10 protein-coding genes are annotated in these 14,646 nt (G+C 64.9%); 7 read left to right on the forward strand and 3 right to left on the reverse strand.

All coding sequences use genetic code 11. The features are described from left to right. The first annotated feature begins 111 nt into the window (after positions 1-111). Both AC1TXO_RS01255 and AC1TXO_RS01260 read left to right on the forward strand, forming a co-directional pair. Entirely contained in the window at positions 112-1,161 is a 1,050-nt protein-coding gene (locus AC1TXO_RS01255) for an ABC transporter substrate-binding protein (protein ID WP_486404705.1), read from the forward strand. Between the two features lie 22 nt (positions 1,162-1,183). Continuing rightward, positions 1,184-2,089 (forward strand): TauD/TfdA dioxygenase family protein, encoded by a 906-nt coding sequence (locus AC1TXO_RS01260; RefSeq protein WP_486404706.1) that lies wholly within the window; start codon positions 1,184-1,186, stop codon positions 2,087-2,089. A 136-nt stretch (positions 2,090-2,225) separates the two neighbouring features. Here AC1TXO_RS01260 and AC1TXO_RS01265 read toward each other — a convergent pair whose 3' ends face one another. Beyond that, positions 2,226-3,140, reverse strand: coding sequence for a LysR family transcriptional regulator (locus AC1TXO_RS01265; RefSeq protein WP_486404707.1), 915 nt, complete (start codon positions 3,138-3,140; stop codon positions 2,226-2,228). Positions 3,141-3,330: 190 nt separating this feature from the next. On the opposite strand from AC1TXO_RS01265, the gene AC1TXO_RS01270 reads away from it, so the two are divergent. The 5 genes from AC1TXO_RS01270 to AC1TXO_RS01290 all read left to right on the forward strand — a co-directional run bounded on the left by AC1TXO_RS01270 (position 3,331) and on the right by AC1TXO_RS01290 (position 12,078). Continuing rightward, positions 3,331-5,670, forward strand: a complete 2,340-nt coding sequence (locus tag AC1TXO_RS01270; protein ID WP_486404708.1) for a TonB-dependent receptor — start codon at positions 3,331-3,333, stop codon at positions 5,668-5,670. A gap of 17 nt (positions 5,671-5,687) precedes the next feature. Next, positions 5,688-7,364 carry an aryl-sulfate sulfotransferase gene (locus AC1TXO_RS01275; protein WP_486404709.1) on the forward strand — a complete coding sequence of 559 codons (1,677 nt, stop codon included), beginning with the start codon at positions 5,688-5,690 and terminating at the stop codon, positions 7,362-7,364. A gap of 342 nt (positions 7,365-7,706) precedes the next feature. Beyond that, on the forward strand, positions 7,707-9,149 hold the full coding sequence (gene gabD / locus AC1TXO_RS01280; RefSeq protein ID WP_402759506.1) for an NADP-dependent succinate-semialdehyde dehydrogenase: 1,443 nt from the start codon (positions 7,707-7,709) through the stop codon (positions 9,147-9,149). A gap of 179 nt (positions 9,150-9,328) precedes the next feature. Continuing rightward, the gene (gabT, locus tag AC1TXO_RS01285) at positions 9,329-10,606 is read left to right on the forward strand and encodes a 4-aminobutyrate--2-oxoglutarate transaminase (RefSeq protein WP_054891644.1); all 1,278 of its coding nucleotides are present in this window, start codon (positions 9,329-9,331) and stop codon (positions 10,604-10,606) included. A 140-nt stretch (positions 10,607-10,746) separates the two neighbouring features. Then, positions 10,747-12,078 (forward strand): HDOD domain-containing protein, encoded by a 1,332-nt coding sequence (locus tag AC1TXO_RS01290; RefSeq protein ID WP_486404710.1) that lies wholly within the window; start codon positions 10,747-10,749, stop codon positions 12,076-12,078. Between the two features lie 24 nt (positions 12,079-12,102). Here AC1TXO_RS01290 and AC1TXO_RS01295 read toward each other — a convergent pair whose 3' ends face one another. Together AC1TXO_RS01295 and desA are read right to left on the reverse strand one after the other, a co-directional pair. Then, on the reverse strand, positions 12,103-13,089 hold the full coding sequence (locus tag AC1TXO_RS01295; RefSeq protein ID WP_486404711.1) for a GGDEF domain-containing protein: 987 nt from the start codon (positions 13,087-13,089) through the stop codon (positions 12,103-12,105). 140 nt (positions 13,090-13,229) lie between these two features. Next, positions 13,230-14,414, reverse strand: a complete 1,185-nt coding sequence (gene desA / locus AC1TXO_RS01300; RefSeq protein WP_486404712.1) for a delta-9 fatty acid desaturase DesA — start codon at positions 14,412-14,414, stop codon at positions 13,230-13,232. Between the last annotated feature and the right edge of the window lie 232 nt (positions 14,415-14,646).

A 14,646-nucleotide genomic window follows, 5' to 3' on the forward strand; every position in this document is an offset into this window, starting at 1 on the left:
TTTGGTTACTTGAAAATGAGCTATTGGTCTTTGTTGGTTACAAGCGAGCCGGCCTAGCTTCTGGCCACAGCGCCGGCCCTCGCCGCTGGCAGCCTGCCAAGGAGCCTTGCCATGAAAACCCCGTTTCGCCACCTGTTCACCCCTGTGCTCGCCGCACTGCTGGGCGCCCTGCCGCTGGCTGCCCAGGCCGCCGACAGCGCCAGGCCTGAAGTCATCCGTATCGCCGTGCCTGACCTGAGCGCCGGCAGCAAGCCCAGCGCTGGCGGTGTGGTCGATGTGCTGCGTGACCAGCAGTTGCTGGAGAAGGCTTTCGCCCAGGACGGTATTCGTATCGACTGGCGGTTTTTCAAGGGTGCAGGGCCTGCGGTCAATGAGGCCCTGGCCAACGGCCAGGCGGATTTTGCCTACCTGGGCGACCTGGCCGCGATCATCGGCAAGTCCAGCGGCCTCGACACTCATGTGCTGGCGGCGGGTGTGCGGGGGGTGAAAAGCTACCTGGGCGTGGTGCCGGGCTCTGGCATCCACCGCCTGGAAGACCTCAAGGGCAAGCGCGTGGCAGTGTTCCGCGGCACCGCCAACCAGTTGTCGTTCGCCAGTGCCCTGGCCAGCCAGGGCTTGTCGGAGCGCGACCTGAAGGTCATCAACCTGGATTTCAACGCGTCCAATGCGGCGCTTGCCGCCAGGCAGATCGACGCCACCTGGGGCCTGTCGAGCCTGCTGTCGTTGCGTGAACGCGGGCTGGTCGAGCTACCGGTGAACTCCCGCGACCTCAAGGGAGCCGGCAGCACCCAGTCGGTGCTGCTGGGCACCGGCGACTTCATCCGCAAGTACCCGGACCTGGTCCAGCGCCTGGTGACCACCCAGCAGCAGGCGGTGAACTGGCTGCGCAACGAGGACAATCGCGAGGCCTACCTGGACCTGGTGTCGAGCACCGCCAACTGGCCGCGCAGCGTGCTCAGCGACGACCTGGCCAAGGAAAACCTCGCCCATTACTTCGATCCGCGCCTGGATGGTGAATTCGTCGGCCTGCTGCAACAGGGCGTCGACCTGGCCGCCAAGGAGCGCCTGATTCGCCGCAGTTTCCAGGTGTCCGACTGGATCGACCCACGCTTCATCGATACCGCCCTGCAACAGGAACAGGCCACCCAGGCCGCCCGCTGATTCAAACCGTGAGGACCACGATATGAGCAATGCCGCACTGGCCACCGCGCCGCACGCCCTCGAACTCGACATCCACCCGGTCGCCGGCCGCATTGGTGCCGAGATCCGCAACCTCAAGCTGTCTGCCGATCTGGATGCTGCTACCGTCGATGCCATCCAGGCGGCATTGGTGCAGCACAAGGTGATCTTCTTCCGTAACCAGGCGCACCTCGACGACCAGGGCCAGGAAGCCTTTGCCAAGCTGCTCGGCGAGCCCATCGCCCATCCCACCGTGCCGGTGGTCGATGGCACCCACTACCTGCTGCAGCTCGATGGCGCCGAAGGCCAGCGTGCCAACTCCTGGCATACCGACGTCACGTTCGTCGATGCCTACCCCAAGGCCTCCATCCTGCGCAGCGTGGTCGCCCCGGCATCGGGTGGCGACACGGTCTGGGCCAACACCGCCAGCGCCTACCAGGAGCTGCCCGAGCCGCTGCGTGAACTGGCCGACAAGCTCTGGGCCGTGCACAGCAACGAGTACGACTATGCCGGTGCCAAGCCGGACGTGGACCCCGAGCGGCTGGAGCGCTACCGCAAGGTGTTCACCTCGACGGTGTACGAGACCGAGCATCCGCTGGTGCGCGTGCACCCGATCAGCGGTGAGCGGGTGCTGCAACTGGGGCACTTCGTCAAGCGCATCAAGGGGTATTCACAGGCCGATTCGAACCACCTGTTCAGCCTCCTGCAGGGGCATGTCACACGCCTGGAGAACACCGTGCGCTGGCGATGGCAGGCGGGAGACGTGGCGATCTGGGACAACCGTGCGACGCAGCACTATGCGGTGGACGACTACGGCACCCAGCCACGGATAGTGCGGCGCGTGACCCTGGCCGGCGAAGTGCCGGTGGGGGTGGATGGGCAGTTGAGCCGGACTACGCGCAAGGGCTGATCCTGCAGCGGGTGTGTCGGCTTTTTCGCGGGCAGGTCGGAGCGCCGAACCGCCGCTCCCACAAGGGCTACAGCGTTGCCTGTACAAGCGGCGAACCGCCGCTGCGACTTGCCCGCGAAAAGGCCACCATCAATCCCTATCCTTCCCCATCACACGCAATCAACTGCCGCACCAGGCCCTGCGCCAACGGCGACAACCCATACCCCACCCGGCTGACGATGCCGTAGCGGGTATGGCAGGCCTCCTCCTGCTCTGCCGTCAGGTCCACCAGTTCCAGCGCCACCAGCCGTTGTTCGTCCTGATAAGGCTGCAGATTGGCGCGACAGGCGATGCCGATGGTGTCCGACTGCATCACCACGTTGAGCAGTGCATAACCATGCTCGCACTCCACGCTGGGCAGGAAGTCCTGGCGGCCGCTCATCTCGCTGAGCACCTTGCGGATGTTCGGCGGACGCAGGGTGGTGGCCATCGGGTAGTCGAACAGGTCGCGTGCGCGCACTTCGCGGCGCTCGGTCAGCGGGTGCCCGGCACGGCAGCAGAAGTACCAGCGCTGCGGTGTGAGCTTGTGCACCCGGTAGTCCGGGTCGGCTTCGAACTGGCGGGTGTCGGCGACGAAGAACTCGATCTCCTCGGCCATCAACCGACGGTTCAGCGCCTGCCAGTTATCCACCTGGAAGCAGGTGCGTGCCGCCGGAAACTCGCTGACGAAACGCGCCACGGCACGCGGCACCAGGCCGCCCGCCGGCGCTGGCCCCGAACCGAAGCGCACCATGCCGGTGGTTGCACCATTGAACTGGTTGATCTCGTTGACCAGGTTGTGCGCGCCATGCACCAGGCGTCGCGAATGCTCCAGCACCAACTGGCCCTGGCGGGTGGGCGCCAGCTCCTTGCTCGCCCGGTCGATCAGGCGGCAGCCGATGTTGTGCTCCAGCGTCTGGATGCTGCGGCTGAAGGCCGATTGCGACAGATTCACGGCGGCTGCCGCAGCGACGAAGCTGCGGTGCTCGACCAGTGCGATGAAGTGACGGAGCTGACGGAGATCTATATGCATTTTCTACATGGAAACTTTCGGTGAAATGCAATTGCTGACAGGGGTTGTGAACCTTATAAAGGCAGTTACTTATTCCACAAAATATGAAATGAAAATATTTATATCTCTTAAAAGAATATAAGCCCTCTCACCGCGATTCGATTCCGCCAACGGAAATGCTCGCCAGGGCCCACGCCTAAGGAGCATCTGCATGTCGCGAGTTTTCCGTTGGCCGACGCGTGCGTCGCTGTTCACCCTGCAACCCCTGGCCGCTGGTGTGCTGTTGGCGACCGCCGGTCATGTCCTCGCCGAGCCTGCACCTGCTGGCGCCACGCCCGCCGTCGAACAGGACGCCAAGCTCGGCACCGTCACGGTCAATGCCCGGCGCCGCGAGGAAACCTCGCAGAGCGTACCCACGCCGATCAGCGTGCTGGGCAGCGAAACCCTGGAAACCCAGCGCATCTACCGGGTGCAGGACCTGCAGCAACTGGTGCCCAGCACCAACGTCGCCTACGTGCATGCCCGTCAGTCGAGCATCTCGATCCGCGGCCTGGGCAACAACCCGGCCAGCGATGGCCTGGAGGGTAGCGTGGGGGTGTACCTGGACAACGTCTACCTCGGCCGCCCCGGCATGGCCGTGTTCGACCTGCTCGACGTCGACCAGCTGGAAGTGCTGCGCGGCCCGCAGGGCACGCTGTTCGGCAAGAACACCACGGCCGGGGTGCTCAACATCACCACGCGCAAGCCGACCTTCCAGCGCGAGGGCAGCGTGCAGTCGTCGCTGGGCGAGGACGGCTACTGGCAAACCCAGGGCAGCTTCTCCGGCCCGATCACCGACACCCTCGCCGGGCGCATCAGCGCCTACCGCACCGAGGACGACGGTTATGTGAAGAACCTCTACAACGGCGACGACCTCAACGGCGGCAAGCGCCAGGGTTTTCGCACCCAGCTGCTGTTCAAGCCCAGCGAAACCTTCAACCTGCGCTGGATCGGCGAGTACAACGAAGAGGACTCCAACAACGGCATCCTCAGCCTCTACAGCACCGGCCCGACCATCAACGGCGTCAACCGCTACGAGAGCCTGGCCAGCCAGGCCGGCGCCACCCTGGTGTCGGGCAAGAAGCGCAAGGTCAACTTCGACGCCGACCAGATGGTCAAGGTGTTCCAGGGCGGCTCCTCGGTGGAGGCCAACTGGACCCTGCCCAACGACTTCACCCTGACTTCGATCACCGCCTACCGCTGGTGGGATTTCACTCCGCGTAACGACGACGGCCTCAACGTACCCGCTGCCTACAACGCCGGCGTATCGGTGCGCGACAAGCAGTACTCGCAGGAGCTGCGCCTGGCTTCGCCCACCGGCGGCTTCTTCGACTATGTGCTGGGCGCCTACTACTTCAAGCAGGACCTGGACAACAAGTCGTTCACCTATTACGGCCCACAGGCGGATATCTGGAACGCCACTCCGGCCGGCGCGCTGGCCAACGTCACCACCCTGGGCAATGGGCACATCGATACCGACAGCTACGCGCTGTTCGCCCAGGGCACCTGGCACCTGACCGAGCGCCTGGACTTCACCGCAGGGGTACGCGGCACCTATGAAGAGAAGAGCGCGTGGGTGACCCGCGACGATCCGTTCGGCGGTGTCGCGGTGAGCGGGGCGGCCGCGACGGCGCGACAGGGCCGCGTGGGTGCCTACGATTCGGGCGACCTCAGCCAGTACAGCTTTGCGCCGTCGGGCCTGCTGAGCCTGAGCTACCGCTTCAGCGACGAGGTGCTCGGCTACGCCAGCCTGTCGCACGGCGAGAAGTCCGGCGGAGTGAACCTGACCGTCGGCGCGGCACCGCGCCTGGGCACCGACTCGTTGCAGGTCGGTACCGAACGGGTGAACAACGCCGAGCTCGGGGTCAAGAGCACGCTGCTCGACAACCGCCTGCAGCTCAATGCCAACCTGTTCTGGGCCGAGGTGCACGGCTATCAGGCGAACGTCTACGACCAGGTCAACCGCGTGCAGTACCTGGCTAACGCCGGCAGCGTGCGTTCGCGCGGTTTCGAATTCGAGGCCACCGCGGTGCCATTGCGCGGCCTGACCCTGAACCTCAACGGCTCGTGGAACGACGTGCGCTACACCGAGTACGACGACGCCCCGTGCGCGCCGGAAGTCAGCCTGGTCAATGCCGCTGCCACCTGCGACCTGTCTGGTCACCAGGTGGTCGGCGCCTCCAAGTACATCGCCAACCTCAACGCCCAGTACAAGTGGCAGCTGGCCGAGCGCATCGAACCTTATGTCACCGCCAGCTACGCCTTCCGCTCGCATGCGGTGGGCACCATCGATGACTCGGACTACGGCCAGATTCCCAGCTACGCCATCGTCAACCTTTCGACCGGCGTGCGCCTGGACCAGGGCGACGGCGTGCTCGACCTGTCGCTGTGGGTGAAGAACGCCGGCGACAAGACCTATTTCACCAGCCTGTGGAACTCCGCCAACGGCGGCTATGCCGGTGTGCTCGGCACCCCGCGCACCGTGGGCGCAACCGCCCGCTACGACTTCTGAGGACAAGGAGCTTTGCCATGAACGCCAAGACCGAAACCCCCGCACTGCCCGAAGGCGCCTGCATCACCGCCAAGGTGCCCGCCGACGACCAGGCCCTGCTCGGTGATATCGTCGTCAACCCTTACCGCCTGGCGCCGCTGACCGCGATCATCCGCGACGGCGGGCGCAGCCTGAGTGCCGCCCATGTGCGCGTGCTGGGCCGTGGCGAGCGGGGGGTGGACATCGCCTACGATGTCTCGGACCGCTCGCTGTGGACCTACGGCGGCATCCCGGTGTTCGGGCTCTATCCGGATCACGTCAACCAGGTCGAAGTCAGCTACAAGCTCGACGGCGAACGCATTCGCGAGCGTTATGAAATCTACGCCCCGGCCGTGCGCCTGCCGGTGGTGGCCAGGCAGACGGCTGCGCTGCCGCTGGTCGAGCCGATCAAGGTGGCGCCGGGCTTCGAGAAGCGGCTTTACCTGTTCAACCACCTGCTGGGCGAAATTCCCGGTGGCCGTGCGTTCAAGTGGAACGGCCTGGGCGGTGCTGCCGAGTGGGACCAGGTCGGCAACAACTGGATCGCCGACAGCAATGGCGATGTGCGCTGGTACCTGGACATCGAGCAGATCCACGACTCCAATCGCCGCGACGGCCTGGGCGGGACCATGGGTTTCCAGCAGACCCGCGACGGCAAGCTGATCTGGGGCCAGGGCCAGACCTACTCCAAGTTCGACCTGCTGGGCCGGCGCATCTGGCAGCGCAACCTGCCGGACAAGTTCGCCGACTTCTCCCACGAGATCCGCGAGACCGCCCAGGGCACCTACCTGCTGCGGGTCGGCACCAGCGACTACCGGCGCCCGGACGGCAAGCGCGTGCGCTCGATCCGCGACCACATCATCGAGGTCGACGAGGCGGGGGATGTCCTGGACTTCTGGGACCTGAACCAGATTCTCGACCCGTATCGCGGCGACCTGCTGGAAACCCTCGGCAAGGCGGCGATCCAGTTGCCTGCAGGCGTGCAGAAGCAGGACGAGCGCCTGGCCAACGAGCTGGCCGAAGGCGATCTGCCGTTCGGCGACACGCCCGGGGTCGGCACCGGGCGCAACTGGGCGCACGTCAATGCCATCGACTACGACGCCGATGACGACAGCATCATCGTTTCAGCGCGTCACCAGGGGGTGGTGAAGATCGGGCGTGACAAGCAGGTGAAGTGGATCCTCGCCTCGCCCCAGGGCTGGCCAGCACGGCTAAAGGCCAAGGTGCTGACGCCGGCTGGCGGCGATGGCTTCGATTGGTCCTGGACGCAGCACACCGCCTGGCTCACCGGCAAGGGCACGCTGACCGTGTTCGACAACGGCTGGGGCCGCGACTTCGCCCCGACCAGGCTCAGCGGCAACTACAGCCGGGCAGTGGAGTACCGCATCGACGAGACCAAGGGCACGGTCGAGCAGGTGTGGGAATACGGCAAGGCGCGAGGCGACGAGTGGTACAGCCCGATCACCTCGGTGGTGGCGTATCGGCCGGAGACCGACACCCAGTTCATCTATTCCGCCTCCGTGGGCTACCTGACGCCGGAGAAGCTCACCACCACGGTGCTCAACGAGGTGCGCCGCGGCACCCAGGAGGTGCTGGTGGAGTTGAAGGTGCACAGCCGCCAGCCGGGAAGCGTGGGGTATCGGGCTCTGGTGATCGAGCTGGACAAGGCCTTCTGATAGAGCGGCATCACATTTTCGTCAGCTCGATCGTCTAATCTTTGCTGGCCTCTTCGCGGGCAAGCCCGCTCCTACAGGTAAGAAGAAACCTGTGGGAGCGGGCTTGCCCGCGAAGAGGCCAGCACCGTTTCCAAAGACCATTCGTTCTTTTTTTCGAACAGCCTATTGTCCAACCCCCCAGCACACGCTTAGCATTCGTTTGAGATTTCAAACGCTCGATGCCCATATTGAACACTTCGCTCGATTGGGTGCCAGAATTCCTGACGGCAGCCTCACCAGAGGCGCCTTTCAATAATCGACAATACGCTCCGTGCCAGCGCGGTGCGGTCAAGGGAAGCCGACATGCAGCTCAAAGACGCTCAGTTGTTCCGCCAGCAAGCCTTCATCAACGGTGAATGGCTGGATGCGGACAGCGGTCAGACCATCAAGGTGACCAACCCGGCCACCGGCGAAGTCATCGGTACCGTGCCGAAGATGGGGGCTGCGGAAACCCGCCGCGCCATCGAAGCCGCCGACAAGGCCCTGCCGGCCTGGCGCGCACTGACCGCCAAGGAGCGTTCGAACAAGCTGCGTCGCTGGTTCGAGCTGATGATCGAGAACCAGGACGACCTGGCTCGCCTGATGACCACCGAGCAAGGCAAGCCGCTGGCCGAAGCCAAGGGCGAGATCGCCTACGCCGCGTCGTTCATCGAGTGGTTCGCCGAAGAAGCCAAGCGCGTCTACGGCGACACCATTCCGGGTCATCAGCCGGACAAGCGCCTGATCGTCATCAAGCAGCCGATCGGCGTCACCGCGGCCATCACCCCGTGGAACTTCCCGGCAGCGATGATCACCCGTAAAGCCGGCCCGGCCCTGGCCGCTGGCTGCACCATGGTGCTCAAGCCTGCTTCGCAGACGCCGTATTCGGCCCTGGCCCTGGTCGAGCTGGCCACCCGCGCCGGCATCCCGGCTGGCGTGCTCAGCGTCGTGACCGGCAGCGCCGGTGAAGTCGGCGGCGAGCTGACCGGCAACTCCCTGGTGCGAAAGCTGTCGTTCACCGGTTCGACCGAAATCGGTCGCCAGCTGATGGAAGAATGCGCCAAGGACATCAAGAAAGTGTCCCTGGAGCTGGGCGGCAACGCACCGTTCATCGTGTTCGACGACGCCGACCTGGACAAGGCGGTCGAGGGCGCGATCATCTCCAAGTACCGCAACAACGGCCAGACCTGCGTCTGCGCCAACCGTATCTACGTGCAGGACGGCGTCTACGACGCGTTCGCCGAGAAGCTCAAGGCTGCGGTCGGCAAGCTGAAGATCGGCAACGGTCTGGAAGAAGGCACCACCACTGGCCCGCTGATCGACAACAAGGCGGTCGCCAAGGTCCAGGAGCACATCGAGGACGCCGTCTCCAAGGGCGCCAAGGTGCTGTCCGGTGGCAAGCTGATCGAAGGCAACTTCTTCGAGCCGACCATCCTGGTCGACGTACCGAAGTCGGCCGCCGTCGCCAAGGAAGAGACCTTCGGCCCGCTGGCGCCGCTGTTCCGCTTCAAGGATGAGGCCGAAGTCATCGCCATGTCCAATGACACCGAGTTCGGCTTGGCCTCGTACTTCTATGCCCGCGACATGAGCCGCGTGTTCCGCGTCGCCGAGGCCCTGGAGTACGGCATGGTCGGTATCAACACCGGCCTGATCTCCAACGAAGTCGCGCCGTTCGGCGGTATCAAGGCCTCCGGCCTGGGCCGCGAGGGCTCCAAGTACGGCATCGAGGACTACCTCGAAATCAAATACCTGTGCATCAGCGTCTGATGCGCTGAGGGCTTTACCTCTGCCAGCGGGGCGCGAGAGCGACGTCTCGCTGGTTTTTTTGACATGCAGTACCTGGTGGCCAGGGCGCCGGTGACAGTCGATCAACGAATACTGTTCGCAGGCACACCCAGCCACCCCCGAATAACAGCGCCGTCAGAGTCGGCGCGAATGAGGGCATTATGAGCAAGACCAACGAATCCTTGATGCAACGCCGTGTCGCCGCCGTCCCACGTGGCGTCGGCCAGATCCACCCGATCTTCGTCGAGTCGGCGAAGAACTCCACGGTGATCGACGTTGAAGGCCGCGAACTGATCGACTTCGCCGGCGGCATCGCAGTACTGAACACCGGCCACCTGCACCCGAAAGTGGTCGCCGCCGTTCAGGAGCAGCTGACCAAGGTCAGCCACACCTGCTTCCAGGTGCTGGCCTACGAGCCCTATGTAGAGCTGTGCGAGAAGATCAACAAGCTGGTCCCGGGCGACTTCGACAAGAAGACCCTGCTGGTTTCCACCGGCTCCGAAGCCGTTGAAAACGCCGTGAAGATCGCCCGTGCCGCCACCGGCCGTGCCGGCGTGATCGCCTTCACCGGCGGCTACCACGGCCGTACCATGATGACCCTGGGTCTGACCGGCAAGGTCGTGCCGTACTCCGCAGGCATGGGCCTGATGCCAGGCGGCGTGTTCCGCGCCCTGTTCCCGAGCGAACTGCACGGCGTGAGCGTCGATGACGCCATTGCGTCGGTCGAGCGCATCTTCAAGAACGACGCCGAGCCGCGCGACATCGCTGCGATCATCCTCGAGCCCGTACAAGGCGAAGGCGGCTTCCTGCCCGCGCCGAAAGAGCTGATGCAGCGTCTGCGCGCCCTGTGCGACCAGCACGGCATCCTGCTGATCGCCGACGAAGTGCAGACTGGCGCTGGCCGTACCGGCACCTTCTTCGCCATGGAGCAGATGGGCGTCGCGCCTGACCTGACCACCTTCGCCAAGTCCATCGCTGGCGGTTTCCCGCTGGCCGGCGTGTGCGGCAAGGCCGAGTACATGGACGCCATCGCCCCGGGCGGCCTGGGCGGCACCTACGCCGGTTCGCCGATCGCCTGCGCCGCGGCCCTGGCCGTCATCCAGGTGTTCGAGGAAGAGAAACTGCTGGACCGCAGCAAGGCCGTTGGCGAGCGCCTGACCGCCGGCCTGCGCGAGATCCAGAAGAAGCACTCGATCATCGGTGATGTCCGTGGCCTGGGCTCGATGATCGCTGTGGAAGTGTTCGAGAAGGGCACCCACACCCCGAACGCTGCCGCCGTCGCCCAAGTGGTCGCCAAGGCACGTGACAAGGGTCTGATCCTGCTGTCCTGCGGCACCTACGGCAACGTCCTGCGGATCCTGGTTCCGCTGACCGCCGAAGACGCCCTGCTGGACAAAGGCCTGGCCATCATCGAAGAGTGCTTCGCTGAACTTGCCTGATAAAGTGTGACGCGCTTCAGAAAAAAACCCGCCACGGCGGGTTTTTTTATGCCCAAGCCAGGCATGGGGCGCTATCGTTGTGACAGGACTTGCCTTGGAAGGCCCTCAGGCCGCATGTCAAGGATTACCAGGAGTTGCCCATGAGTGCTGCAGACCCCCTCCCGCCCCGCGTGCTGATCGCCGAAAGCGATCCCTGGGTGCGCGGAATGCTTCGCCAGACGCTGCTCAGCGTGCGTTGCGATGCCCGCCTCGAGGAGTGTGCCGATGGCCAACAGGCCCTGACGGCGCTGTCGAAAAAGCCCGATCTGATCATTGCCGCCCGTGAGTTGGGCGGCCTCGACGGTCTTGAACTGCTGCGCAAGGTGCGCGCCAAGAGCGAAAAAACCGGCTTGCCGTTCATCCTCATGAGCGAGCGCAGCGACAGCGCCAGTGTGCGCGAGGCGCTGCCGTTGCAGCCCACCGCCTACCTGAGCAAGCCACTGAACCTCGACAACCTGCGCAAGCGTCTGGAGAAACTGCTGCTGGAAGTCGGCGAGCAGATCGTGTGTCCCGTACCGCCGCTTCAGCCCGGCGCGAGCCTGCCGGCCTATCTCGAGCAGCGCCGCGCCACCGCTGATGGCGGCCCGCTGTTCGCCGATGTGCAGGCAGCGGTCAAGCGTGCGCTGAACGCCCAGGGCCTGGACCTGCGCGTGCTGGAAGAAGACGTGCGCAACGACCCGCAGATCGTCGCCGTGCTGATCGCGGCGGCCAACAGCGCCGCGCTGCACAGTGACGCCCCGGCGCAGACCTTGATGCAGGCCTTGAACAAGCTGGGCAGCACCCAGAGCATGAACCTGATCCAGGGCCTCACCCTCAAGCGCAGCGCGCGCCTCAGCGATCCGCTGCTGGCGCAGCATGCCGCGCATTTCTGGGACCTGTCGCTGCACACCGCCAATTTTGCCCGTGAACTGGCGGGCCAGCTCAAGCTCGACCAGGAACTCTGCTATTGCGCCGGCCTGCTGCATTGCCTGGGCGACCTGGCGGTGCTGCGTACCCTGCAGGAGTGGCGCCTGGCCGGTGGCGAGCTGGACGAGGACCAGGTGCAGTTGTCGCTCAATGAGTTCGGTGCGCCGTTCGGCTCGGCCCTGCGCACCCGCTGGCGCTTGCCGTTGAACCTGCGCGAGTTGATCGCGGCGATCTATCAACTGGGTGGTGGCGTGTATTCCCGGGAAATCCTGGCGATGAACCTGGCCGGCCAGCTGTCGCAGGCCCTGCCGAGCCAGGGCAACGAAAAGATCGCCGGCAACAAGACTGCGCGCCTGCTGAAGATCGGTCTGCCGGAGCTCAACCGCCTGCGCAAGCCGCCACCCCCGCCTGCCGTGGTGGAAACGCCGGATCTCGAGGTGAAGGCTGCAGAGGATGTCGAGCCAGTGGCGACGCCTGGGCCGCAGGCATCGGCTGCGGCCGCCGACGACGGCGAACCGAACGCCTGACACCCATTGGTTGCAACGGGCAGGCTAACCGCGGACGATGCGGTTCTTGCCCTCGCGCTTGGCCTGGTACATCGCCGCGTCGGCGCGGCCGAACAGGCTGTCCAGATCGGCGTCGTGTTCGGTCAGTTCGGTCAGCCCCTGGCTGACGGTCACACCGTAGGTCTGCTGGCCGCAAGTAAAGCTCAAGCGCTGGATCTCGCGCTGCAGGCGCTCGGCGATCTGCTCGGCGACCTGTGCCGTGCAGCCGGGGAACACCGCGGCGAACTCCTCGCCGCCAATACGCCCGAACAGATCGCCGCGGCGCAGCACCGCCTTGCCGCTGTCGGCGATGCGCTGCAGCACCTGGTCACCTTCCGGATGCCCGTAGCTGTCGTTGATGTGCTTGAAGTCGTCGATATCCAGCAGCAGGAAAGCCATTGGCGTGTCGGCTTCGCGGGCGCGGTCGAAGGCCTGCTGGGCGCACTCGAAGAAGTGCCGGCGATTGCTGCTCTGGGTCAGCACGTCGGTGGTGGCCAGGCGCTGCAGCTCACCCTCGAGCTGCTTCTTCTCGGTGATGTCTTCGGCGATACCGACGATGATTACCCGCTCCCCTTCACGCTGCTGGTTGATGTAGCACTTGTCGCTGAGCCAGCGCACTTCACCGGCACCATTGATGATGCGGTACTCGCGATCTTCGACGGTGCCTTGCAGCAGTACCTGGGCGAGGCTGCGCTCGGCGTAGTCGAGATCGTCCGGGTGAATCGCATCGCGCCACTCGTTGTAGTCGGCCATCACCAGGCTGGCGGGGCGGCCGAAGATGCGTTCGTAGGCGGGGCTGACGTACAGCACCTGGCGGGTTTCCCAGTCGAAGGCCCAGAGCACGGCGTTGACGCTGTCGAGCAGCGAGCTGTAGAGCTGCTCGCGCTCGCTCAGGCGGGCGACTTCCCCTTGGGCGTGCAACAGGGCGAGCAGGGTCTGGGCAGCTTCGGGACGGGGTGGACCGGTCTGGATCGGGGGAAGTTCTTTGGCCATGAGCACGGATCGGTTCTCGACGGATGTGCGTGCGGCCACGAGCCGGCCCGCCACGCGGGCGATATACCGGTTTTGAGTCGGGTGAGGGGGTGAAGTTCCGGGTGGCACGCCCCGGCTCAGGGCGTGCCGATCAACGGCGTTCAGGCGCCGGTCGGGCGCAGGGAGTAGGTCTTGAGCTGCCCGGCGAAGTCACGCAGCGACTGGATGCCGCTGGCTTCGGCCTCGTGTACCCAGTCTTTCATGGCGGCGAGCATGTCGTGGCCGTTGGCGCTGGTGCGCGCCCAGATCTGCTGCAGCGCCAGGCGCTTCTCGTAGATGGTCTTGAGCGTCTGGCTGTGGGTCAGCATCGATTCGATACGCACGTGGTGGCGGTCCTGCAGCAGGCTGGTCTCGCGGGACAGCAGGCGCTTGGCGCGGCGGAAATGGTGGCGCACCGAGGTGTCGACCTTGTCCAGTTCCTGCTTGACCAGCGGACCGATCACCAGCTTGCGGTACTGGGCCATGATCTGGAAGCGGTTGTTGAGGATCGCCATCGCGGTGTCCATGTCCAGCGACGCCTTGCCTTCGACCCGATGGGCAATCGGCGCGACGCGTTGCACCTTGGCCAGGCGCAGCAGGCACAGCAGGCGAATCCACATCCAGCCCATGTCGAACTCCCAGCGGCGCACCGACAGTTTGGCCGAGTTGGGATAGGTGTGATGGTTGTTGTGCAGCTCCTCGCCGCCGATGATGATGCCCCAGGGCACCAGGTTGGTGGCGGCGTCGCGGCATTCGAAGTTGCGGTAGCCGACCGCGTGCCCCAGGCCGTTGACCACGCCGGCGGCCCAGAACGGAATCCACATCATCTGGATCGCCCAGATGGTGATGCCGATGGTGCCGAACAGCAGCAGGTCGAGGACGGCCATCAGGGCGATGCCGCCGAGCTTGTAGCGCGTGTAGAGGTTGCGCTCGATCCAGTCGTCCGGGCAGTTCTTGCCGTAGATGCGCAGGGTTTCCTCGTTGCGGGCCTCTTCGCGATACAGCTCCGCACCCTTGCGCAGGACCGTGCCCAAGCCTTTGTACACCGGGCTGTGCGGATCGTCGGGGGTTTCGCACTTGGCGTGGTGCTTGCGGTGGATCGCCGTCCATTCGCGGGTGTTCTGCGCCGTGGTCAGCCACAGCCAGAAACGGAAGACGTGCTTGAGCCCGGCGTTGAGCTCCAGGGAGCGGTGCGCCGAATAGCGATGCAGGTAGATCGTGACGCTGACGATGGTCAGGTGGGTCATCAGCAGGGTGACCCCGACCAGTTGCCAGGCCGACAGATCGAGCAGACCGTTGTGCCACATATTTGAAAAGACCCTCGGGAAAACAGGGGAAACAACGGGCGCATTATCCCTTGGCAGGGAAATAAAGCCAGCCGGGCGTTTGCCTGGGGCCTGCCCGCTCGTCACCTGCCGACGTGTGTGCCGGTTGCGGAGGCAGGCCGGGCGGGCGCAGGAGGGCAGGCACCACGACGTTTTGATGAGTCCGGAATTAAAGTCACGGCATGTTTCAGCCTTTATACTGCGCGCTTCTTTT

The sequence above is a fragment of the Pseudomonas sp. FA117 genome, from assembly GCF_057370475.1.